This is a genomic window from Sulfitobacter sp. UBA1132 (assembly GCF_002311545.1).
GTDB lineage: Bacteria > Pseudomonadota > Alphaproteobacteria > Rhodobacterales > Rhodobacteraceae > Sulfitobacter > Sulfitobacter pontiacus.
Map to the genome: position 1 here is coordinate 22,576 of NZ_DCAN01000004.1, position 21,701 is coordinate 44,276.

At 57.3% G+C, this 21,701-nt stretch carries 19 protein-coding genes and 1 pseudogene; 7 read left to right on the top strand and 13 right to left on the bottom strand.

The window, feature by feature from the left end; genetic code table 11:
* Positions 1-4: 4 nt before the first annotated feature.
* A pseudogene (locus B4F27_RS01070) lies at positions 5-1,252 on the bottom strand (PP2C family protein-serine/threonine phosphatase); the annotation flags it as partial.
* On the opposite strand from B4F27_RS01070, the gene B4F27_RS01075 reads away from it, so the two are divergent.
* Entirely contained in the window at positions 1,154-1,762 is a 609-nt protein-coding gene (locus tag B4F27_RS01075) for an Hpt domain-containing protein (protein WP_286758633.1), read from the top strand. The pseudogene B4F27_RS01070 and the gene B4F27_RS01075 overlap by 99 nt on opposite strands.
* Here the strand turns inward: B4F27_RS01075 and ilvA are convergent.
* Complete coding sequence (gene ilvA / locus B4F27_RS01080) at positions 1,725-2,957, bottom strand: threonine ammonia-lyase IlvA (protein ID WP_074636769.1); 1,233 nt, start codon at positions 2,955-2,957, stop codon at positions 1,725-1,727. The genes B4F27_RS01075 and ilvA overlap by 38 nt on opposite strands.
* Positions 2,958-3,082: 125 nt before the next feature.
* Between ilvA and B4F27_RS01085 the strand changes: the two genes are divergently transcribed.
* Complete coding sequence (locus tag B4F27_RS01085) at positions 3,083-4,303, top strand: argininosuccinate synthase (RefSeq protein WP_005850804.1); 1,221 nt, start codon at positions 3,083-3,085, stop codon at positions 4,301-4,303.
* Positions 4,304-4,362: 59 nt separating this feature from the next.
* Here B4F27_RS01085 and B4F27_RS01090 read toward each other — a convergent pair whose 3' ends face one another.
* From B4F27_RS01090 to B4F27_RS01100, 3 genes are all read right to left on the bottom strand, one after another.
* Entirely contained in the window at positions 4,363-4,776 is a 414-nt protein-coding gene (locus B4F27_RS01090; RefSeq protein ID WP_005850801.1) for a DUF7282 domain-containing protein, read from the bottom strand.
* 89 nt (positions 4,777-4,865) lie between these two features.
* Entirely contained in the window at positions 4,866-5,558 is a 693-nt protein-coding gene (locus B4F27_RS01095) for a sulfotransferase family protein (RefSeq protein WP_074636679.1), read from the bottom strand.
* On the bottom strand, positions 5,558-6,466 hold the full coding sequence (locus B4F27_RS01100; protein WP_286758634.1) for a D-amino acid aminotransferase: 909 nt from the start codon (positions 6,464-6,466) through the stop codon (positions 5,558-5,560). The genes B4F27_RS01095 and B4F27_RS01100 overlap by 1 nt, the downstream gene beginning before the upstream one ends.
* 152 nt (positions 6,467-6,618) lie before the next feature.
* Here B4F27_RS01100 and msrA point away from each other — a divergent pair, with 152 nt between their 5' ends.
* Positions 6,619-7,284 carry a peptide-methionine (S)-S-oxide reductase MsrA gene (gene msrA, locus B4F27_RS01105; protein ID WP_074636675.1) on the top strand — a complete coding sequence of 222 codons (666 nt, stop codon included), beginning with the start codon at positions 6,619-6,621 and terminating at the stop codon, positions 7,282-7,284.
* 26 nt (positions 7,285-7,310) lie between these two features.
* On the opposite strand, the gene B4F27_RS01110 is transcribed toward msrA, so the two are convergent.
* A complete protein-coding gene (locus tag B4F27_RS01110; protein WP_286758635.1) occupies positions 7,311-8,189 on the bottom strand; it encodes a ribokinase in 879 nt (292 codons plus the stop codon).
* Positions 8,186-10,444: an NADP-dependent malic enzyme gene (locus B4F27_RS01115; RefSeq protein WP_005850791.1), complete on the bottom strand. Its 2,259-nt coding sequence runs from the start codon at positions 10,442-10,444 to the stop codon at positions 8,186-8,188. The genes B4F27_RS01110 and B4F27_RS01115 overlap by 4 nt, the downstream gene beginning before the upstream one ends.
* A gap of 201 nt (positions 10,445-10,645) precedes the next feature.
* On the opposite strand from B4F27_RS01115, the gene mutS reads away from it, so the two are divergent.
* On the top strand, positions 10,646-13,267 hold the full coding sequence (gene mutS / locus B4F27_RS01120; protein ID WP_286758806.1) for a DNA mismatch repair protein MutS: 2,622 nt from the start codon (positions 10,646-10,648) through the stop codon (positions 13,265-13,267).
* A gap of 62 nt (positions 13,268-13,329) precedes the next feature.
* Here the strand turns inward: mutS and B4F27_RS01125 are convergent, their stop codons facing one another.
* Positions 13,330-13,893, bottom strand: a complete 564-nt coding sequence (locus B4F27_RS01125) for a nucleotide exchange factor GrpE (protein ID WP_005850788.1) — start codon at positions 13,891-13,893, stop codon at positions 13,330-13,332.
* A gap of 9 nt (positions 13,894-13,902) precedes the next feature.
* Entirely contained in the window at positions 13,903-14,937 is a 1,035-nt protein-coding gene (gene hrcA, locus B4F27_RS01130; RefSeq protein ID WP_237278063.1) for a heat-inducible transcriptional repressor HrcA, read from the bottom strand.
* A gap of 130 nt (positions 14,938-15,067) precedes the next feature.
* Between hrcA and rph the strand changes: the two genes are divergently transcribed.
* The 3 genes from rph to hemW are packed head-to-tail and all read left to right on the top strand — an operon-like array spanning position 15,068 to position 17,539.
* Entirely contained in the window at positions 15,068-15,781 is a 714-nt protein-coding gene (gene rph / locus B4F27_RS01135) for a ribonuclease PH (RefSeq protein WP_286758636.1), read from the top strand.
* Positions 15,778-16,389 (top strand): RdgB/HAM1 family non-canonical purine NTP pyrophosphatase, encoded by a 612-nt coding sequence (gene rdgB, locus B4F27_RS01140; RefSeq protein ID WP_286758637.1) that lies wholly within the window; start codon positions 15,778-15,780, stop codon positions 16,387-16,389. Before rph ends, rdgB begins: the two co-directional genes overlap by 4 nt.
* Positions 16,382-17,539 carry a radical SAM family heme chaperone HemW gene (hemW, locus tag B4F27_RS01145; protein WP_286758638.1) on the top strand — a complete coding sequence of 386 codons (1,158 nt, stop codon included), beginning with the start codon at positions 16,382-16,384 and terminating at the stop codon, positions 17,537-17,539. The genes rdgB and hemW overlap by 8 nt, the downstream gene beginning before the upstream one ends.
* Here hemW and B4F27_RS01150 read toward each other — a convergent pair.
* The 4 genes from B4F27_RS01150 to mnmG are packed head-to-tail and all read right to left on the bottom strand — an operon-like array spanning position 17,536 to position 21,699.
* On the bottom strand, positions 17,536-18,423 hold the full coding sequence (locus tag B4F27_RS01150) for a ParB/RepB/Spo0J family partition protein (protein ID WP_132997652.1): 888 nt from the start codon (positions 18,421-18,423) through the stop codon (positions 17,536-17,538). The two genes, hemW and B4F27_RS01150, sit on opposite strands and share 4 nt — an antisense overlap.
* Before the next feature lie 15 nt (positions 18,424-18,438).
* The gene (locus tag B4F27_RS01155) at positions 18,439-19,239 is read right to left on the bottom strand and encodes a ParA family protein (RefSeq protein ID WP_005850775.1); all 801 of its coding nucleotides are present in this window, start codon (positions 19,237-19,239) and stop codon (positions 18,439-18,441) included.
* Positions 19,232-19,840 (bottom strand): 16S rRNA (guanine(527)-N(7))-methyltransferase RsmG, encoded by a 609-nt coding sequence (gene rsmG, locus B4F27_RS01160; RefSeq protein ID WP_286758639.1) that lies wholly within the window; start codon positions 19,838-19,840, stop codon positions 19,232-19,234. Before rsmG ends, B4F27_RS01155 begins: the two co-directional genes overlap by 8 nt.
* Positions 19,837-21,699 carry a tRNA uridine-5-carboxymethylaminomethyl(34) synthesis enzyme MnmG gene (mnmG, locus tag B4F27_RS01165; protein WP_286758640.1) on the bottom strand — a complete coding sequence of 621 codons (1,863 nt, stop codon included), beginning with the start codon at positions 21,697-21,699 and terminating at the stop codon, positions 19,837-19,839. Before mnmG ends, rsmG begins: the two co-directional genes overlap by 4 nt.
* Positions 21,700-21,701: the final 2 nt, after the last annotated feature.

Below are 21,701 nucleotides of genomic sequence, written 5' to 3' on the forward strand. Positions count from 1 at the left end.
AGCAGATGCCGGAAACATCATCAGGAAAGTCAGCCGTCCCCGCATGATCTTCTAGGCGCGACGTGAGCGCGTCAAAGAAAAGCGGCTCCCTGATGGGGTGCAGATCATGTAGAACCTGATTTAAACCATTATCGTCCAGCATTTGCCCAATCGGGTCAGGACATTCCGTCACCCCGTCGGAAAGCACGATCAGGCGGTCGCCAGGGTAAAGCTGGCTCGCGACTGTTTCATATTGCGCATCGGCAATCAGCCCTACGGGCAGCCCGCCTCTCCCAAAGTTTTCCAACCTGCTGTTGCGTCTCTGAATGAAAGGGTGCGGGTGGCCGGCCTGGGTTGCCCTGATCCTGCCGGTATCAAGTTCAATTTCCGCCAAGAAAAGTGTGAAATACTGCTCCGATTCCATGTCAGAGAGCACTAGGCTGTTCAGCTCGGCGATTACTTGGTCGGGCGGGCGCATTTTATACGTCCCGTCAGATTGGCGTGCCAATGCCAGGTTTTGCTCAGGTGCAACGGCGGAAAATATACCGGCCAATCGGGCGGCCATCAGAGCCGAGCTCACCCCGTGACCGGACACATCTAGCCCGTAGATCCCGATGCTATTTCCCGCTGTGAAATATCCCACCAGATCGCCCCCTACATGCCCGCTAGACCTGAGCATCAAAGACACGGCACCCGCATCGAAGGCGCAAAACGGTTCCTGCAAAAGGGATTTCTGAAACTTTCGCGCCTCGTCTAGGTCCCGATCCAATGCGTCATGTACGTTTTGCAACGCGTCCAGAGCTTCAGTAATGACACAGTTTTTCGACGATAATTCACGCTGCATCGTCAAAATGCGTTCGCCGGCCATAATTCGCGCGCGTAGCTCGTCAACGTTGACTGGCTTGCTGACAAAATCGTCCGCACCGCTGTCCAACCCTTTAACCACCTCGGATTTATCAGATTTTGCCGTCAGTAAAATGAAGTACCCGTAGCTGCCCTTCGAAAGTTTGCGAAACGCCTCGCAAAATTGCAGCCCCGACATACCCGGCATAATCCAATCGCTGATGATCAGATCCGGTAGATTTTGTTCGCAGACCGCCAATGCCTCTTCAGCAGAGGCCGCTCCCTGTACGTCGAATCCCCATCGCGACAGTGTCGCCATCAAGATTCGCCGTTGCAGCGCGCTATCGTCGACAACCATAGCTGTTTTGATCGCGCGAAACCGCTGCGGCGTCTTTGGTCGGGCAATTTTTTCAATCTTGTTCTGCAACATACACAAGCTTTCGACAACTTCACCCCGAGCCTAGCCAACGACAGATTAAGATTCGGTGAAGCCCAAAAGTTTTTAAGTGATGATCGCCCTGCACGCTTTGTTAAGAATTTTGCCCCACATTGGCCGGAGAAAGAGGGCGAATCAGTGATTGACTGGGAACAGGTCGCGACCTTGCAAACCGCTGTTGGGCGCGACGACTTCAGCACAATTATGTGCGTGTTTTTTAAGGAGGTGGAAGAAGCCAATGCTCAGCTAACGATGGGCGTAACGACCGATCAGTTTCGCGATATACTTCACTTTGTGAAGGGCAGCGCATTAAGCGTGGGGTTTGTCGAATTATCAGAACAATGCGCGCAGGCCGAAGGCAATTTTGCCGGCAGCCATCAAATCACATCTATTTGGAAGGAGATCCTTACCAGCTATGAAGAATCGAAAGAACATTTCCTATCGAACACGGAGACCTGCAGTGCGCCTATAGAACAAATTGAGCCAAGGTTTCGTCATTCGTGATGTCCGTATAGGTAAATCCTGCGTCTTTAAGTTGCGCCAAGAACGGCCCAAAACTGTCAGGGCTGCGTGTTTCAATTCCGATCAGGACAGAGCCGAAGTTTCGCGCAGACTTCTTCAGGTATTCAAACCGACAGATGTCATCGTCCGGGCCGAGAATGCTCAAGAATTCTTTCAGCGCACCAGGGCGCTGCGGCATCCTCAGAATAAAATATTTTTTGACGCCGGAGTACCGCTGCGCCCGCTCTTTCACCTCTGGCAGACGCTCAAAATCGAAGTTTCCGCCGGATGCTACGCATACAATGGTCTTGCCCTTGATCTGGTCAGCTACTTCGCCCAGCGCCTCAATAGAAAGGGCACCAGCAGGTTCTAACACGATGCCTTCAACATTCAGCATTTCGATGATCGTGACGCAGATGCGGTCCTCGGCCAGATGGATCACATCACTCTCTGCGACACGCTCCAACCGTGAAAAGTTACGTTGGCCAATTTTTGCGACCGCGGCCCCATCGACGAAACTATTGATAGGAGACACATCCACCGGTGCACCCGCGGCCAAAGCTTTGGCCAAACTAGGGGCCCCTTCAGGTTCAACAAAGCTATACCGGCACGCATTTTGAAAATAGCTGTAAACGCCGGACGAAAGACCGCCGCCACCAACGGGAAGCAGAATATGGTCGGGCACGCGCCCTAACTGCTCCTCTATTTCAACCGCAACGGAGGCTTGCCCCTCAATGACATCTTCATCATCGAAAGGAGACAGAAAATGCGCGCCCTCTTCCACGCAATACTGCTGCGCCGCGGCGAGCGTTTTGTCAAAGTAATCGCCGATCAAGCGAACCTCGACCTGAAGCCCACCGAACATCTTGGTTTTCTGAATTTTCTGTTGAGGCGTCGTGACGGGCATGAAAATCACACCTTTCACACCGAAATGACTGCACATAAATGCAACACCTTGGGCGTGGTTGCCCGCACTTGCACAAACGAAAACAGACTTCTCGGGGATCACTTTGCGCATCGCGTTGAACGCTCCGCGCAACTTATATGATCTAACGGGGCTTAGGTCTTCGCGTTTCAACCATATGTCAGCGTCATATTTTTCTGACAGATGTTCGTTGCGCATCAAGGGGGTGGCGGGAAACACCTCTCGCATCTGTTGCGCTGCGCTGCGTGCTGCAGATTTAAACATATCTGTCATCTCATCGACCTTCCCGTTGAATACTTGTCGATACGATTCCCAGGTGACGCGGTCAACGCAGCCTTCAATCTTGCTCACGCCTTGAAAAACAGGTACTTCGCGGTGCAAACCGAAAAGGAAACATCATGTCCGCGCCCAAAAAAGTTGTGCTCGCCTATTCTGGTGGGCTTGATACCTCGATCATCCTGAAATGGCTGCAAACCGAATATGGCTGCGAGGTGGTTACCTTTACCGCTGACCTCGGCCAAGGCGAAGAGCTTGAGCCCGCCCGCGCCAAAGCTGAAATGATGGGCGCATCCGAGATTTACGTGGAAGACGTGCGTGAAGAATTCGTGCGCGATTTCGTCTTCCCCATGTTCCGCGCCAATGCGGTCTATGAAGGCCTATACCTGTTGGGCACCTCCATCGCGCGCCCTCTGATTTCCAAGCGCCTTGTTGAAATCGCCGCCGAAACCGGTGCCGACGCCGTTGCGCACGGCGCGACAGGCAAGGGCAACGATCAGGTTCGCTTCGAATTGGCGGCCTATGCGTTGAACCCCGACATCAAGGTGATCGCGCCGTGGCGGGAATGGGACCTGTCCAGCCGGACTAAATTGATCGAATTTGCCGAAAAACATCAGATCCCCGTGGCGAAGGACAAACGTGGCGAAGCGCCGTTTAGCGTGGATGCGAACCTGCTGCACACCTCTTCGGAAGGCAAAGTGCTGGAGGATCCGGCCGTGGACGCGCCCGACTATGTGTACCAGCGCACCGTCTCGCCAGAGCAAGCACCAGATACGCCCGAGTATGTAGAGATCGGGTTTGAACGTGGCGATGCGGTAAGCATCAACGGCGAGGCCATGTCGCCCGCGACACTTCTGGCTAAATTGAACGAACTTGGCGGCAAACATGGCTGCGGGCGCCTTGACCTTGTCGAGGGTCGTTTTGTCGGGATGAAATCCCGCGGTATTTACGAAACGCCGGGCGGCACCTTGCTGCTTGAAGCACACCGCGGGATCGAATCGATCACCCTCGACCGTGGGGCGATGCACCTGAAGGACGAGCTGATGCCACGCTATGCGGAGCTGATCTATAACGGCTTCTGGTACAGCCCCGAGCGCACCATGCTGCAAGCGGCGATTGATGCCTCGCAAACCCATGTAACCGGTACAGTTCGACTAAAATTGTACAAAGGCCACGTGCGTACCGTCGGCCGCTGGTCGGATCATTCGCTGTATTCCGAAGCTCACGTGACATTTGAAGATGACGCTGGTGCCTATGATCAAAAAGACGCGGCGGGCTTCATTCAGCTGAACGCGCTGCGTCTCAAGCTCTTGGCCGCACGCGATAAGCGCCTCAAGGGGTAAACAAAAAAGGCCCGGACAGGGGGATATTCTGTCCGGGCCTTCTTTTGGGTTAGAACGGTTTACTCTGCAGTAATAACCGTCATCACCAATTTACCATCTGGCTTGATCGGGCCGTCTTCTTTGGCACCCAATGTGTATTCAAAGCCGCCGGTTTTCATGCCGCCCTCTTCGGAGTGGACCATGAGCATCAACATATCGCCGGATTTCACTTCTTCTTGCAGAATGGCGGCAACGTCGACGTTTTCACCGGCACGCAGAGGCGCGTAGCCGACAACGGGGCCGGGTTTCATCTCGGCATCTGTGCGGTGAACGACCATCCAGCCATTTTCAGTTGCCATCACCTTATCGGCGCTGACCACACCGTTGGATACATCTTGATCCATCGCTTCGACCATCGCGTTGCTGTGTGCGGCGGCGAAGGCTGTACCCGTGGCAAGCGTGAGAGCCAGAGCGGTTGCTGTAAACATCTTCATGTTAAATCTCCTTGTTGCGTGGTTCTTCCTGATAATTCACGCAACATGAGATGATTTAGTTTCGATAAATCGAAGATTTTTACCCGAAATCACCTAAGCCGTTGATCATAAAGCTTCTGATAATGAGGAAGTGCTTTGGCACACAGCGCTTCTGCGGCAGGTTCAAGCCTGGGCAACGGCCCCTCTGCCCCTGCAAAACCGGTGCTTTTGTGCACGGCACCATACCAATGTGATGCCCAGATGCCATCTTCGGCACGTGGGCCCGCCGCCCAGGATAGCATTGCCGGATCGAAGGGCAGGTTGATGGCATCACAGAGTTTACGCAACATGCCTTCGGGGTCGGCGCGAATATCAGCGGAATCGATGACCAGCCCACCGATTTGATCGTACAGCGCGGTCTGTTGGCCATAGCCGATATCATTAAAATTCGGCGCTTCTCGTTTCGCGGTATAGCTGGCGATCACGCGGGCGGGGTGGCGTATCAGGTGGACATGCACGCAGCCCTCTGCCCAATCCATCGGAAACCCGTCAATCATATGATGGGGCATGTGTTTCATGTAGCGATGGGGCGTGCCCGGCTCTGCGCAGTGCGCCGCGACGTTCAAGGGGTCGCATTCATGGCCCGCGACAATTTCATCTTTCATCGGATGATCGGCGCCGGTGGCCTTAAGATACGGCGCATAGAACGGTTCATCCATCGCGGTGAAATCGGCGCGGTTTCCGAAACTATACATCATCGCCGTGCTCAAATTGCGCGGGCCGGACCACATTGCGATACGCATCAGGAACATTCCTTTGCGATCAGGTCTTTGTACAAACCGCGCAGCTTTTCGGTCACCGGCCCCATGTCGCCCGTGCCAATCTGACGGCCGTCGATCATCGCGACAGGTGTTTGCGCCCCGAATGTGCCGGTCAAGAAGGCCTCGTCAGCACCATAGGTGTCGACCAATGAATAATTCCTTTCGAAACACGGGATATCATTGGCGCGACACAGGTCGATGACCTTCTGACGGGTGATTCCATTCATGCAGTAATCGCCGGTGCTGGTCCAAACCTCCCCTTTGCGGACGATGAAAAAGTTACAGGCGTTTGTTGTATTCACGAAACCGTTAATATCGAGCATCAGCCCTTCGTCGGCACCCGCTTTTTCCGCGGCGATACACGCGAGAATACAGTTCAATTTGGAATGACTATTCAGCTTTGGGTCCTGCGTCATCGGCAGCCCGCGCAGATGCGGCACCGTGGCCAGCCGGATCGGGCGCGGCATATTCGGGCGCGAGTGTTCCATAATGATCGTGATGGTGGGGCCCGATTGCGACAGCGACGGGTGCTGGAAGGGCCGCGTTTTTGGCCCCCGTGTGATCATCAGACGCGCGTGGGCATCAGTGGTCATGCCATTGGCTTTTTGCGTCTCTAACAAGGCTGAAATCAGGGCGTCGCGCGTCATCCCGATGTCAAGGTCAATGGCTTTGGACGCCTCGAACAGGCGGTCAAGGTGATCGTCCAGAAAGGCCCATGTACCATCATACAGCCGCAGCCCTTCCCAGATGCCGTCGCCCAGCATGAAACCGCTGTCATAGACGCTGACCACGGCCTGTGCCTTGGGGACAATCTGACCGTTTAAATAGATCAAAATGTCTTCATTGCGGGCATCTTCTTCGGCTTGGTGCGTGGTGACGTGGGTTTGCATCAAATTGCTCCTTCTTTGGGGCTGACGCTAAGAACTTCGCGCCGCGGGGCCAAGGGTGAAACCGACATCACTTGGCCGTGACATCACGGGCACCTGAGTTGCGTCGCGCAGGCATTGCGGTCACCGTCAGGCAAAACAAAGGAGAGTATTCCATGGGATTTGCCACAAATATGCGCATGATCGCGTTAAGCGCTGCCATTGGTCTGGGCCTTGCAGCACAGGCGACAACCGCAAAAGCCGCCGGAACAGAGACGCTTTTGGTCGCGGGCGGCTGCTTTTGGTGCGTTGAAGCGGATTTTGAAAGCGTTAAGGGCGTGAAAGAGGTCGTATCGGGTTTTGCGGGCGGAAGCGTCAAAAACCCTACCTATAAACAGGTCGTCGCCGGCGGCACCGGGCACTATGAAGCGGCGCAGATCCAGTATGATCCAGCGGTTGTGTCTGCGGACCAGTTGCTGTCGATGTTCTTCCGGTCGGTTGATCCAACGGACGCGGGCGGGCAGTTCTGCGACCGCGGCGATAGCTACCGCACCGCGATTTTTGCCGACGGTAACGGGCAGAAGGCCGCTGCAGAAAAGGCCAAGGCCGATGCGCAGGCCGCTTTGGGCAAGAACGTCGTAACCCCGATCTTGGGCAAAGCCGCGTTCTACCCCGCCGATGCCTACCATCAGGATTACTACAAAAGCGATGAACGTCTGGCCTTTACCAGCGTCGGCTTGGGCGTGAAGAAATCCGTCGCCTACAAGCGCTATCGCAACGGCTGTGGGCGCGACCAGCGCGTGAAACAACTTTGGGGCAGCGCTGCGCCTTTTGCGAAATAACGTTAACCCCGCGTTAATCGCGAGCGTTAATCTTCGTCAAAACCGTGATCCTGGATGTCTTTGAGGTCCGGGATCACATCCGCTGTCCCTTGCCGCGTGACCATCAAGGCGCCAGCTTGCATTGCCAGCGCAATTGCATCCGGCATCGACAGTTTGCGGTCCAAGGCAGCGATCAGATAGCCGGTAAACGTGTCCCCCGCGCCCGTGGTATCGATGGCTTTGACCGGATAGGCCGGAAAGCTTTGCACCGTTTTCGCCTTGTTAGAGACCCATTTGCACCCCTCAGCACCCAAGGTCACGATAATATCGTCGATCGGCAGCGCGTCGATGCGGGCGCCTGTGGTTTTTTCAAGCGCCTCTGCCTCGACCTCGTTCAACACCAGCAGATCAATGTCGGGCAGAACCTGCGCCACGATTTCAGCATCAAAGGGCGCGGCGGCATAAGCGACGCGCAGGCCCAGAGTATGCGCGGTCTGCGCGGCAAAGCGTTGGCCCAGGGTTTCGTTCTGCATCAGCAGAAAGTCACCGGGCGATGCCTCTGCCAGGGCGGCCCCGATCATCTGGGTGGTGATCTTGTGATTGGCCCCTGAAAACAACACGATAGAGTTTTCGCCATCCTCGGCCACGCAGATATTCGCGTGACCGGTGGCCGTGTCGATCATGCTGATATGCTGCGTTTCGACGCCGTATTCCAGCAAGCGGTCCACGGCCCATTTACCATCCGGCCCCACGGCGCCGATATGCATAACGCGCGTTCCGGCGCGGGCGGCGGCGACCGACATATTGGCCCCCTTCCCGCCCAAACCTAGCCGGAAATCATGCGCGGCAATCGTTTCCCCCGGCGCCGGCAGATGCCGCAGATAGTAGAAGTTATCCGCGTTGATAGAGCCGAGGTTCCAGATCATTCGCCGACCTTGCAGGCCGCCAGAATAGCCATGTTCAGGATGTCATTCGCGGTGGATGTGGTGGAACAGATCTGGATCGACTTGTCCAACCCCGTCAGGATCGGGCCGATCACCGTGGCCCCCGCCATTTCCTGCATCAATTTGACCGAGATACTGGCCGAATGCCGCGCTGGCACGACGAGGATATTCGCAGGTCCTGTCAGCCGCGAGAACGGATAGTTCTTCTGGCTTTCCGCATTCAGCGCCACATCAACGGTCATTTCGCCTTCGTATTCGAAATCGACCCCGCGTGCGTCCAGCACATCGGGGGCACGTTGCATCTTTTCTGCTCGCTCGGAAACCGGATAGCCAAAGGTCGAGAAGCTGACGAAGGCAACACGCGGCTCAAGCCCCATGTGGCGGGCGACCTTGGCCCCTTTTTCAGCAATATTCGCAAGGTCTTCTTCGTTCGGCCATTCATGCACCAGCGTATCGCCGATGAACACGATCCGCCCCTTGTGCAGCAGCGCAGTGATCCCGACGGCGCCGTGTTTCGCATTGGCATCGAATACGTGGTTCAGCCGTTCAAGAACATGGGCGGATTTGCGGGTTGCACCGGTCACCAGACCATCGCCATGCCCATGCGCCAACATCAGCGCGGCAAAAACGTGGCGGTCACGGGCGGCCAGACGGTGGATATCCTTGCTATCCGACCCTTTGCGCTGCAAGCGATTGTAAAGGAAGGACTTATACGTCTCCAGGTGCTGGGTATTGGCCGCATTCACGACCTCAAGCTCGCGGTAGGCATCCTCCATCCCCGCCGCCGTCAGCTTGGCCTTTACGTCGTCAGCGCGTCCGACCACCAGCGCCTTGCCCAAACCGGAGCGTTGATACATCACCGCAGCCCGCAGAACCTTGGGGTCATCCCCTTCGGCAAAGATCATCCGCGCCTGATTGGCCCGCGCACGGGCGTTGATCCCGCGCAGGATATTCGCCGTCGGGTCCATCCGCGACTTCAGGCTCAGCTCGTAGGCGTCCATATCGATGATCGGGCGCCGCGCGGCACCGGTGTCCATACCTGCACGTGCAACAGCAGGCGGAATACGATGGATCAGACGCGGATCGAACGGCGTCGGGATGATGTAATCCCGACCAAAGCTCAGGTTCTTGCCATAGGCCAGCGCCACTTCGTCCGGCACATCCTCGCGTGCCAGATCGGCCAAAGCGTGGGCGCAGGCGATCTTCATCTCGTCGTTGATGGCGCGGGCGTGGATATCAAGCGCCCCGCGGAACAGGTAAGGAAAACCCAAAACGTTGTTTACCTGATTGGGGTAATCGCTGCGGCCGGTGGCGACAATCGCATCGGGGCGCACCTCGTGCGCTTCCTCCGGCGTGATTTCAGGATCGGGGTTCGCCATCGCGAAGATCACCGGATTATCCGCCATGCTGGCGACCATCGCAGGCGTCACCGCCCCTTTGACCGACACACCCAGGAACACATCCGCGTTCTTCATCGCCTCTTCCAGCGTGCGCAGCTCGGTCTGCGCGGCATGGGCCGACTTCCACTGGTTCATGCCCTCGGTACGGCCCTGATAGATCACACCTTTTGTATCGCACATGATACAGTTGTTATGCTTGGCCCCCATCGCCTTGAGCAGTTCAAGACAGGCGATCCCCGCCGCGCCCGCACCGTTCAACACGATCTGCACATCTTCGATCTTCTTGCCCGAAATGCGCAAGGCGTTCAGCAGACCGGCAGCACAGATCACCGCGGTGCCGTGCTGGTCGTCGTGAAAGACGGGAATATCCATCTCTTCTTTCAGACGCTGTTCGATGATGAAACATTCTGGTGCCTTGATATCCTCAAGGTTGATCCCGCCGAACGTCGGCCCCATCAGCTTGACCGCGTTGATGAATGCCTCGGGGTCTTCGGTGTCCAGCTCGACGTCGATCGAATTCACGTCGGCGAACCGTTTGAACAGCACCGACTTGCCCTCCATCACCGGTTTCGACGCCAGCGCACCAAGGTTGCCCAAGCCCAAAACAGCAGTGCCGTTGGAAATCACCGCGACCATATTGCCCTTGTTGGTATAGTCATATGCCAGCTCGGGATTTTCGGCGATCGCTTCACAGGGAACGGCAACACCGGGGGAATAGGCGAGGCTCAGATCCCGCTGGGTCGTCATCGGGACGGTTGCGGTGATTTCGAACTTGCCCGGCGTGGGTTCAAGGTGAAAGGCGAGCGCCTCTTCGGACGTGATGCGGTTTTTGGTCACTAGAACGGCTTTCCTCATGGTTTCCCGCTTGATATCGCCGATCGGCCCCTCACACAATCATGATGGCGCTCACGGTTTGCACGACGTCGCGGCGACGCCTCGCGTGCAAAGCCGGTCCGCCCTTTCGTCCGGAGGCGCGGTTTTGTACACAACGTTAACTCGAACCGGGGGCGCAGGGTGACCGAAGAAAAAATCACGCCAATGATGGCGCAATATCTAGAGCTTAAATCCCAGTACGCCGAAGCGCTGCTGTTCTACCGCATGGGCGATTTTTACGAGATGTTCTTTGACGATGCCGTCGCCGCGGCTGAAGCACTGGATATCGCGCTGACCAAACGGGGCAAACACGGGGGCGAAGACATCCCCATGTGCGGCGTTCCGGTGCATGCCGCCGAAGGGTATTTGCTGACGCTGATCCGCAAAGGCTTCCGCGTGGCGGTCTGCGAACAGATGGAAAGCCCGGCAGAGGCGAAGAAACGCGGCTATAAATCCGTGGTCAAACGCGATGTCGTGCGGCTGGTCACGCCCGGCACATTGACCGAGGAATCTCTGCTCGAAGCGCGGCGCCACAACTATCTGGCCGCATTTGCAGAGGTCCGCGATGGTCATGCGCTGGCCTGGGTCGATATTTCGACCGGTGCGTTTCACGTGATGCCCCTGACCCTGTCGCGCCTTGGCCCCGAACTGGCCCGTCTGTCCCCGTCAGAGCTGATCGTGTCAGAAGCGAAAGAGGCTGATTTACGTGAATTAGTCTCTGATTTCGACATCGCGCTGACCCCTATCGCACGCTCTGCCTTTGACAGCAGCAGCGCTGAAAAACGGGTCTGCGATCTGTTCGGCATCGGGTCGCTCGACGCCTTCGGCAGCTTTGAACGCGCCGATATCTCGGCCATGGGCGCGATCATCGACTATCTCGAGATTACACAGAAGGGCAAACTCCCCCTCCTGCGCCCGCCGCAGAAAGAGGCCGAGGCCCGCAGCGTGCAGATCGACGCTGCCACACGTCGCAATCTTGAACTGACACATGCGCTGACCGGTGGTCGCGCCGGTACGCTGTTGTCCGTCATGGACAAGACAGTGACCGCCGGTGGCGCCCGGCTGCTGGAACGGCGCATTTCATCACCTTCCCGGGTGTTAGAGACGATTCAATCCCGTCTGGACGCGATCAGCTTTGCCTATGACACACCGTCGATCCGCAATGACATCCGCCAGCATCTGCGCAACGTCCCTGATCTGGACCGCGCCCTGTCGCGCCTGTCGCTGGACCGTGGCGGCCCCCGTGACCTTGCCGCCATCCGCAACGGCCTGACCGAAGCCAGCCATCTGGCCGACAAGATGCAAACCGCCGCCCTGCCCGATCTGCTGGCCCAGGCTGCCAAAGGGCTTACCGGCCATGACAGCCTGATTGATCTGCTCGACGATGCGCTGATCGCCGAACCACCCCTGCTGGCCCGCGACGGCGGCTTTATCGCGCCGGGCTATGATGCCGAGCTGGACGAGGTGCGCACCCTGCGGGACGAAGGCCGCAGCGTCATTGCCCAGATGCAGCAGGATTTCATCACGCTCACCGGTATCTCGACGTTGAAGATCAAGCACAACAACGTGCTTGGCTATTTCGCCGAAGTCACAGCGACCCACGCCGAGAAAATGCTGTCGGCGCCGCTGTCCGATACCTTTATCCATCGTCAGACCACCGCCAATCAGGTCCGCTTCACAACCGTGGAACTGTCAGAGATGGAGACAAAGATCCTCAACGCGGGCAACCACGCGCTGGAGATTGAAAAGCGGCTCTATGAAACGTTGAAACGCGCCATTCTGGATCACTCCGGCCCGATCGGTGTCGCCTCGGCTGGATTGGCCGAGATTGATCTGGCCACCGGTCTGGCCGATCTGGCGCAGTCCGAAAAATGGGTGAAACCCCGCGTCGATAATTCACGTGCCTTCGACATTCAGGGGGGCCGCCATCCGGTCGTGGAACGCGCCTTGGCCCAGCAATCCGGCAGCCCCTTTATCGCCAACGATTGCACCCTGTCGGCCGATGGCGACAACGCGAATATCTGGCTGCTGACCGGCCCTAACATGGCGGGTAAATCGACCTTCCTGCGGCAGAACGCAATCATCGCCCTGATGGCGCAAATGGGCAGCTACGTGCCTGCCGCCACCGCGCACATCGGCCTGATCAGCCAGATTTTCAGCCGTGTCGGCGCCTCTGACGATCTGGCACGGGGCCGTTCCACGTTTATGGTCGAAATGGTCGAAACCGCCGCGATCCTCAATCAGGCGGATGACCGTGCGCTTGTGATCCTGGATGAAATCGGGCGCGGCACGGCGACCTATGACGGCTTGTCCATCGCCTGGGCCACGCTGGAACATCTGCACGATATCAACCGCTCTCGCGCATTGTTCGCCACACACTACCATGAAATGACCGCGCTTTCGAACAAGCTGGGCGGGGTCGATAACGCCACCGTCGCGGTCAAGGAATGGGACGGAGAGGTGATCTTCCTGCACGAGGTTCGCAAAGGCGCCGCCGATCGGTCCTACGGTGTGCAGGTCGCGCAATTGGCCGGCCTGCCGCCTTCCGTCATCGCGCGCGCACGCGTCGTGCTGGAAGCGTTGGAAAAGGGCGAACGCGAAGGCGGCGCGACGCAGAAAACCCTGATCGACGATCTGCCCCTGTTTGCCGTGGCACCGGCCCCTGCGCCCCAACCAAAACAAAGCTCCAAGCTTGAAGAAACGCTGGCCGAGATTATCCCCGACGAGCTCTCTCCACGTGAAGCGCTCGACCTGCTTTATAAATTGAAAGAGGCGGCTAAAACCTGACCGCCTCCCTCGCTTCCAAATGGACTTAAATCCTCCCCGAAGGGCCGCTCTATCCCGGGCGTTTACCCTGCGGGGGTAGAGGAAACACCGACTTGCGCCGGACGCAGCAGACGGTCGTGCAACATGAAACCTTCGGCGGCGACCTGAATGATATCGCCTGCTTTGGTGTCGGGCACGGGTGCCTCGAACATCGCCTGATGATGCTGCGGATCGAACTTGTCACCCACCGCGGGCGAGATGACTTCGATCCCGTGCTTCTTGAACACGCTCAGCAACTCGCGCATCGTCAGTTCGATCCCTTCCAGCAATGGGCCGGAAATGGTGCGCTGCTCTTCTGTAGCGGCTTCCAGGGCGCGTTTCATATTGTCGTAGACCGGCAGCATGTCGCGCGCCAGTTTCGACCCGCCATAGTTTTCCGCCTCGCGACGGTCCTTGTCAGACCGCTTGCGCGCGTTCTCTGCGTCGGCCAAGGCCCGCATGAAACGGTCTTTCAGCTGGTCACGCTCGGCACGCAATTCGTCCAGTTCCAGCGCTTCGTCGTCAATTTCGGACATCTCGTCGGCATAGGCTTCGGCCTCTGCGTCATCGATATCATCCAGAAATTCGTTCTCTTTCGGCTCTGCCATAATTCACCTCTAGCTGCGGTTCGAAATCAGCTTTCCAACCAGCTGCGCCGTGTAATTCACAATCGGCACGATACGTCCATAATTAAGGCGCGTGGGGCCGATCACACCGACCGCCCCGATCACCTTACGATCAGCGTTCATATAAGGGGAAACGACCAGAGAGGAACCCGAAAGTGAAAAAAGTTTATTCTCAGAACCAATAAAAATGCGCACACCGTCGCCCGCGTCGGCCAATTCGAGGAATTCCGCGATGTCCCGCTTGCGTTCAAGGTCGTCAAACAGCTGGCGGATCAATTCGACGTTCTCGGCCTCGCCTTCGGTGTTGATCAGATTCGACCGTCCGCGCACGATCAACCGCTCGGGGGATTCCCCTTCGCCCTGCCACAGCGCCAGACCGCTTTCGACAAGCTGCTGCGCCAGAACGTCGATCTGTTGGCGCCGCTGGCTGATCTCATGCGCGATGCTGCGCTGCAATTCCGAGATGGTTTTCCCCTCGACCAGCGCATTCAGGAAATTCGCGGCTTCACGCATGCTGCTGGGGGTCTGGCCCGGCGGCGGTGTAAACAACCGGTTCTCCACGTGACCGTCGGAGAAGACCAGAACGACCAGCGCCCTATCGTGAGACAGTGAAACAAATTCGATATGCTTGATCGGCGCCTCGTGTTTGGGCGTCAGCACAAGCGAGGCGCCCTGGGTCACGCCGGACAGCGCCGACCCCACCCGATCAAGAATTCCGCTGACATCGGCGTTGTTGCTGCCAACGGTCGCGTCGATCTTTTCACGGTCCGTCTCGGTTGGATCGCCGATCTCGATCATGCCGTCGACGAACATGCGCAGCCCCATCTGCGTCGGGATACGACCCGCGCTGACATGGGGGCTGCCAAGCAGGCCCATATATTCAAGATCCTGCATCACATTGCGGATCGTCGCCGCGCTGACCTTTTCGCTGAAATCCCGGGTCAGCGTGCGCGACCCCACGGGATCGCCATTCGCCAGATAGCCTTCGACCACGCGGCGGAACACCTCGCGCGAGCGGTCGTTCATCTCGTCTAAAACTGTCGGTGTTTTGTCCATAGTGGGAGAAGTATGTGCGACAGGGGGCAAACGTCAATCGGGGTTGCATCGCGCCGCAACGCAGAGTTATCCCCAATGGCAAATGGAAAAGGAAATAGCTATGCGCCCCTCTGGTCGGAAACTTGACGAACTGCGTGCCGTATCGATTGAAACGGGATTCACCAAACACGCCGAAGGATCGGCCCTGATCAAGATGGGCGACACCCATGTGCTGTGTACCGCCACGATCGAGGACCGCGTGCCGCCCTTCATCAAAGGCTCCGGTCTGGGCTGGGTCACGGCAGAATACGGCATGCTGCCCCGTGCCACCAACACCCGTATGCGCCGCGAGGCGGCAATGGGCAAACAAGGGGGCCGTACCGTTGAAATTCAACGCCTTATCGGTCGCGCCCTGCGCGCCGGCGTGGATCGTAGCGCCTTGGGCGAACGTCAGATCACCATCGACTGTGACGTACTGCAGGCCGACGGCGGCACGCGTTGTGCCTCTATCACGGGCGGTTGGGTCGCGTTGAAACTGGCGGTGACCAAGCTGATGAAGGCAGGCGACGTGGTCAGCGACCCGCTGGTCGATCCGGTTGCCGCGATCAGCTGCGGCATCTATGCGGGCCAGCCCGTGCTTGACCTTGATTACCCCGAGGATTCCGAAGCAGGCGTCGACGGTAACTTTATTATGACCGGCAGCGGCAAACTGATCGAGATCCAGATGAGCGCCGAAGGCTCCACCTATTCGCGCGACCAGATGAACCAGTTGATGGACCTCGCCGAAAAGGGCGTGGCAGAGCTGGTCGAGAAGCAGAAGGCAGCCACCGCATGACCCGTAAATTCACCGGCGACCAGATCCTGGTCGCCACCCACAACGCTGGCAAGCTGCAGGAAATGACCGAGCTTTTCGCCCCCTTCGGCGTCGCCGTCAAAGGTGCCGCCGAGATGAACCTGGGCGAACCGGAGGAAACCGAAAACACTTTCATCGGCAACGCCCGCATCAAAGCCCGTGCGGCGGTCGCGGCGACGGGCCTTCCCGCGCTTGCAGATGACTCCGGGATCGAGGTCGAAGCGCTGGACAATGCACCCGGCGTCTATACCGCCGATTGGTCCGAAACGCCCAACGGCCGCGATTTCGTCATGGCAATGACCAAGACCCACAGGTTGCTGGAAGAGGCAAACGCCCCCCACCCGCGCCGCGCGCGGTTCTGCGCGACACTGGTTTTGGTCTGGCCCGACGGCCATGAAGAGATTTTCGAAGGCCGCGTGAACGGCTCGCTCGTCTGGCCAATCCGCGGCGACATCGGTCACGGCTATGACCCGATGTTCCAACCCGACGGGCACGATCAGACCTTTGGCGAAATGTCCGCCGACGCCAAGAACGCAATCAGCCACCGTGCGGACGCTTTCGCCAAACTGATCTCTGCCTGCTTTGACTGAGGATTGGCGCCAGGGGGGCTTTGGCCTTTATATCCATTGGCCGTTTTGCGAGGCGAAGTGCCCCTATTGTGACTTTAACAGCCATGTTAGTCGCACAATCGACCAACGGGCCTGGCGCGATGCCTATCTGGCAGAGCTTGAACGCGGCGCCGCCGAAACCCAAGGGCGCGTCTTGAACGCCGTCTTTTTCGGCGGTGGCACCCCCAGTCTGATGGACCCCGATGTCGTCGCCGATGTCATCGCCACGATCCGTCGACTGTGGCCCACGGCCAATGATCTGGAAATCACGCTCGAGGCGAACCCCGGTTCGGTTGAAGCCGACCGTTTTTCAGCCTTCCGTCAGGCGGGCGTCAACCGCATTTCAATGGGGATACAGGCCTTGAATGACGCGGACCTGAAACGTCTGGGCCGCATCCATACGGTTGACGAAGGGCTTGCCGCTTTTGACATCGCCCGCAGTACCTTTGAACGCGTCAGTTTTGATCTGATCTATGGTCGCCAGAACCAGAGTTTGCCCGACTGGCAGACCGAACTGAAACAGGCCCTATCCCTAGCGATAGACCATATGTCGCTGTATCAACTGACCATCGAACAAGGCACCGCATTTGGCGATCGCTATGCGGTAGGAAAGCTACGCGGACTGCCCAGCGATGATCTGGGCGCCGATATGTATGCGGCCACTCAGGATATTTGCGGCGAGATGGGCATGCCCTCTTACGAGGTATCGAACCACGCCCGCGACGGGGCGCAGTCGCGGCACAATCTGATCTACTGGCGCTATGGTGATTATCTTGGCATCGGTCCGGGGGCCCACGGGCGCCTGACCCAAAATGGCAATCGCTTTGCGACCGAATGTTTTAGCAACCCCAAACGCTGGCTTGACGCTGCTGCCAGCGGCGCCACCGAAAAGCCCCGCGAGCTTTTGACGACCGAAGATCAGGGGAGCGAGTTTCTGATGATGGGGCTTCGTCTGAAAGAAGGCGTGGACCTGCGTCGGTACGAGGCGCTTTCCGGCGCACCGCTTTCGACAAAAAAAATCACCCAGATGCAGGACATCGGGATGATTTCTAGGGATAAAGACCAGCTTTATGTGACGGATCAGGGCTTTATGGTGCTAAACGCGATCCTGGCCGAGCTTTTGTCGGATTAAGAGGCCGACAAACGTTGGCAAAGCTCGTCCAGCTCGTCCATCGTCGTGTAGTGCAGCACCATCTGGCCCGCCTCCTGCCCCGGCTTGTGGTTCAGGGTTACCTTCAGACCAAGGTTCGCTGACAGATCCCCTTCAAGCGCGCGGGTATCCGCGTCTTTTTCGCTCGAGGATTTGGCTGCCCGTTTGTTTGGACCTTCATTCTCGGCTTGCTGCTCTTTCTTGATCAGCGCCTCGGCCGCACGCACCGACAAGCCTCCGGCGATAATCTGTTTGGCCAGCTTTTCAGGGTTCTTCGACGGCACCAAGGTCCGGGCGTGACCCGCTGTCAGATCACCCTGACGCACCATTTCCAGAACATTTTCGGGCAAGTTCAGCAAGCGCAGCAAGTTCGCGATATGACTGCGGCTTTTACCCAAGGCTTCGGCCATCTTCTCTTGCGTGTGGCCAAAACGGTCCATCAGCTGGCGATAACCCGCTGCTTCCTCGATTGAATTGAGGTCCGCCCGCTGGATGTTCTCGATAATCGCAACTTCGAGAACTTCGACATCGGTGAATTCGCGCACGATGATCGGAAGCTCATGCAGCTGCGCCATCTGCGACGCGCGCCAACGGCGTTCACCCGCGACAATTTCGAACGTCCCATCATCGCGGCGGCGTACGATCAGCGGCTGGATAACCCCTTTTTCGCGGATAGAGTTTGCAAGATCATCCAAATCCTGCGGATCAAACCGCTTGCGCGGCTGCTCCGGATTGGGAGAAATCTTTTCAATAGGAACATACTGTTCCGCCGCGCCTTCTGATGCCACCGTTTGTGTCTCCGCTACGTCCGCCATCAAAGCCGACAATCCTCGACCCAAGCCGCGCCGTTTGTCTTTATCTGCCATTGCCTGACCCCTTATTTATACGGCACTATTTGCCAGTACTTCTTTCGCCAGATCGCGGTACGCTTTGGCACCTTTCGACCCGCTATCGTAACTTAGAACCGGCATCGCATAACTGGGCGCTTCACTGACCCGTACGTTGCGCGGAATAACGGTTCTATATACCAGTTCGCCCAAATTGCTTCGGGCGTCCTGCTCAACCTGTTGCGACAGGTTGTTCCGCTGATCATACATCGTCAGCAAAATCCCTTCGATCCGCAGATCCTTGTTCCCGCTTTGGCGCACTTCGCGGATGGTCAGCATCAACTGCGACAATCCTTCAAGCGCGAAAAACTCGCTTTGCAACGGGACAAGCACAGAATGCGCCGCGATCATCGCGTTCACTGTCAGCAAGTTCAGCGATGGCGGGCAATCAATCAGAATGTAGTCGAAGGCGTAGCTGTCCATCTGCGTCTGCCGCAGGGCGTCGTGAAGAAGAAAACTACGTTTCTCATTGGCGATCAATTCCATATCTGCGGAACTGAGATCGACAGTGGCGGCAACGATATGCAGGCCCTCTGTCTCGGTCGTCATAATCACTTGATCAAGGTCGATATCCTCAAGCAAAAGCTCGTAGGTTGTAAATTCCCGATCATCCAGTTCAATACCCAGACCAGTTGACGCGTTGCCCTGCGGATCAAGGTCAATCACCAAAACGCGCTGCTTCTGCTCAACCAGAGCCGCCGCGAGGTTGATCGTCGTCGTGGTCTTACCCACTCCACCCTTCTGGTTCGCAATCGCAATAATTTTGGGCCCCGAAGGTCGAGACAGATCAGACATGTTTGATTTCCTTGATCTTAAGAATTGCGGCGGATGGGTTCGTCTGGCTTTGGATCGCGTCGCAGGTATATTCCCAGGTCTCTTTCGCAGCGGTATCCTCTGCGCGCCAGTTCTCCCCCTTCGGGAAAAGCGCAGTGCCAGAAGGTAAGAGATGGCGATCTGCAAAACCCAGCAAAGCGGTCAAGTCGGACAGAGCCCGCGCGCTTAGAACGTCTGCTTCCAAGGGTTCGATCGCTTCAATCCGCGCGTTCGCCACCGTTGCGTTCAGCTCAAGCTCCCGAATGGCTGTTCTCAGGAACGCGCATTTACGTTGGTCACTTTCGACCAAGGTGAATTTCGTAGCACGCTCCTCTTGCTGCGACATCAGCGCCACGACAATTGCCGGAAAACCGCCACCGCTTCCAAGATCTACCCAATGACTCGCATTGGGCGCGTGGGAATAGATTTGCAGTGAATCCAGAATGTGACGCTCCCACATCTCGGGGACGCTCGGCTTGGAAATCAGATTAATCTTCGCGGTCCATTTCTCGACCAACCGCGAGAAATGCTGAAGCTTCTCCAATGTTTCACGTGAAACATCCTCCTCAAAAGCGCCCATCATGCAGACTTCTTCTGGCTGCCGCGTTTGAGGTGAGACAGAAGCAGCGTCAAGGCGGAGGGTGTCATACCGTCAATTCGGGCCGCCTGTGCGAGATTGGTCGGACGTGTCAGCGACAGCTTCGAGGTAAGCTCATTTGACAGCCCGTCGATGGCTTCATAATCAAAATTCGCGGGAATAACATGCGCCTCATCCTTCTGGAGGAGGTCGATATCCCGTTGCTGACGCGCGATATAGTTTGCATATAGCGCATCCCGCTCGACCTGACGGCGAATTTCGGGTTCTACCGTTTCAAGCGCTGGATTAATCAAGACGATATGCTCAAATGTCACATCCGGAAATGCCAACAGTTGGAAACCGGTCCGCTTCGTTCCGTCTTGGCTAACCTTGATCCCTGCCGCCTCGATTGCCTTTGATGCATAGGGCGTTTTCGTGAGTTCTGCCATCGCCGCGTCGATCTTGGCCATTTTGGCGTTAAAATGCGCAATCCGTTCTTGCGATACGCAGCCCAAGGCAATCGCCAATGGCGTGAGGCGCTGGTCAGCGTTATCAGCACGAAGCGACAACCGGAATTCGGCGCGAGAGGTGAACATGCGATAGGGCTCTGTCACACCCCGGGTGGTCAGGTCATCAATCATCACGCCAATATAGCTATCGGCGCGGCTGAACGTCACCGGCTCTTTACCCTGTGCTGCAAGTGCCGCGTTCAATCCGGCAACCAAACCTTGTGCTGCAGCTTCTTCATAGCCGGTGGTCCCGTTGATCTGACCAGCGAGATATAGGCCAGCCACAGTCCTCACGGAAAGGGCCAGATCAAGGGCCCGGGGGTCGACATAGTCATATTCAATCGCATAACCGGGCTGGATGATTTCTACATTTTCCAACCCAACCATCGACCGCACATAGGCAAGCTGAACATCCTCAGGCAGCGAGGTCGAAATACCATTGGGGTAGATGGTGTGGTCATCGGCACCCTCAGGCTCCAAGAAAACTTGGTGCGAGGTTTTGTCAGCGAAGCGAACGACTTTATCTTCGATCGACGGGCAGTATCGGGGTCCTACCCCGTCGATATGCCCCCCGTACATCGCGGAGCGCGACAGGTTATCGCGAATAATTTGATGCGTTTCTTCATTGGTATGCGTAATACCGCAGGAGATTTGCGGGGCCGACGTCGCCTCTGACAAGAAAGAGAACAAGACAGGCTCATCATCCCCGGGTTGCGATTCCAGCTTCTCCCAGTCAATCGTCCGTCCGTCCAAGCGCGGCGGCGTCCCCGTTTTCAATCGTCCGAGTGGCAAGTTGAACGAATCAATGCGGTTTGCCAGGTCGACGGAGGCTTTATCGCCCATCCGACCGCCGGAGCGCGACACATCTCCAATATGGATGACCCCGCGCAAGAAAGTACCCGTGGTCAAAACAACCGCAGCCGCTGCGATCTGTTCACCATCGGCAAGAACGGCACCAGAAACCTTGCCATTGTCGAGAATGAAGTCGGTCACCTCCCCCTCTACGATGGTCAGATTTTTCTGACGTTCGGTCTCGGCCAGCATTTCTTTCCGATAGATCGCACGGTCCGCTTGCGCCCGCGGTCCTTGAACAGCGGGCCCCTTGCGGCGGTTCAAAAGACGGAACTGGATGCCGGCTTTATCCGCGACACGCCCCATAACGCCATCCAGCGCGTCAATCTCGCGCACCAAATGCCCCTTACCCAGCCCACCGATAGCCGGATTGCAGGACATCACCCCGATCCCATCGCGCGACATCGTGATCAAAGCAGTATTCGCGCCCATACGCGCGGATGCGTGGGCCGCTTCGGCTCCGGCATGGCCGCCACCGATAACTATCACGTCAAAATGTTTCACGT

Bases quoted from the DNA above. Each gene is read 5' to 3' on its own strand.
- B4F27_RS01095 (WP_074636679.1), bottom strand. From the start codon at position 5,558: ATGCGTATCGCAATGTGGTCCGGCCCGCGCAATTTGAGCACGGCGATG.
- B4F27_RS01125 (WP_005850788.1), bottom strand. From the start codon at position 13,893: ATGGCAGAGCCGAAAGAGAACGAATTTCTGGATGATATCGATGACGCA.
- rsmG (WP_286758639.1), bottom strand. From the start codon at position 19,840: ATGATGGGCGCTTTTGAGGAGGATGTTTCACGTGAAACATTGGAGAAG.
- msrA (WP_074636675.1), top strand. From the start codon at position 6,619: ATGGGATTTGCCACAAATATGCGCATGATCGCGTTAAGCGCTGCCATT.
- B4F27_RS01110 (WP_286758635.1), bottom strand. From the start codon at position 8,189: ATGATCTGGAACCTCGGCTCTATCAACGCGGATAACTTCTACTATCTG.
- B4F27_RS01155 (WP_005850775.1), bottom strand. From the start codon at position 19,239: ATGTCTGATCTGTCTCGACCTTCGGGGCCCAAAATTATTGCGATTGCG.
- rph (WP_286758636.1), top strand. From the start codon at position 15,068: ATGCGCCCCTCTGGTCGGAAACTTGACGAACTGCGTGCCGTATCGATT.
- ilvA (WP_074636769.1), bottom strand. From the start codon at position 2,957: ATGACAGATATGTTTAAATCTGCAGCACGCAGCGCAGCGCAACAGATG.
- hrcA (WP_237278063.1), bottom strand. From the start codon at position 14,937: ATGAACGACCGCTCGCGCGAGGTGTTCCGCCGCGTGGTCGAAGGCTAT.
- B4F27_RS01090 (WP_005850801.1), bottom strand. From the start codon at position 4,776: ATGAAGATGTTTACAGCAACCGCTCTGGCTCTCACGCTTGCCACGGGT.
- rdgB (WP_286758637.1), top strand. From the start codon at position 15,778: ATGACCCGTAAATTCACCGGCGACCAGATCCTGGTCGCCACCCACAAC.
- mutS (WP_286758806.1), top strand. From the start codon at position 10,646: ATGATGGCGCAATATCTAGAGCTTAAATCCCAGTACGCCGAAGCGCTG.
- B4F27_RS01100 (WP_286758634.1), bottom strand. From the start codon at position 6,466: ATGCAAACCCACGTCACCACGCACCAAGCCGAAGAAGATGCCCGCAAT.
- B4F27_RS01150 (WP_132997652.1), bottom strand. From the start codon at position 18,423: ATGGCAGATAAAGACAAACGGCGCGGCTTGGGTCGAGGATTGTCGGCT.
- B4F27_RS01085 (WP_005850804.1), top strand. From the start codon at position 3,083: ATGTCCGCGCCCAAAAAAGTTGTGCTCGCCTATTCTGGTGGGCTTGAT.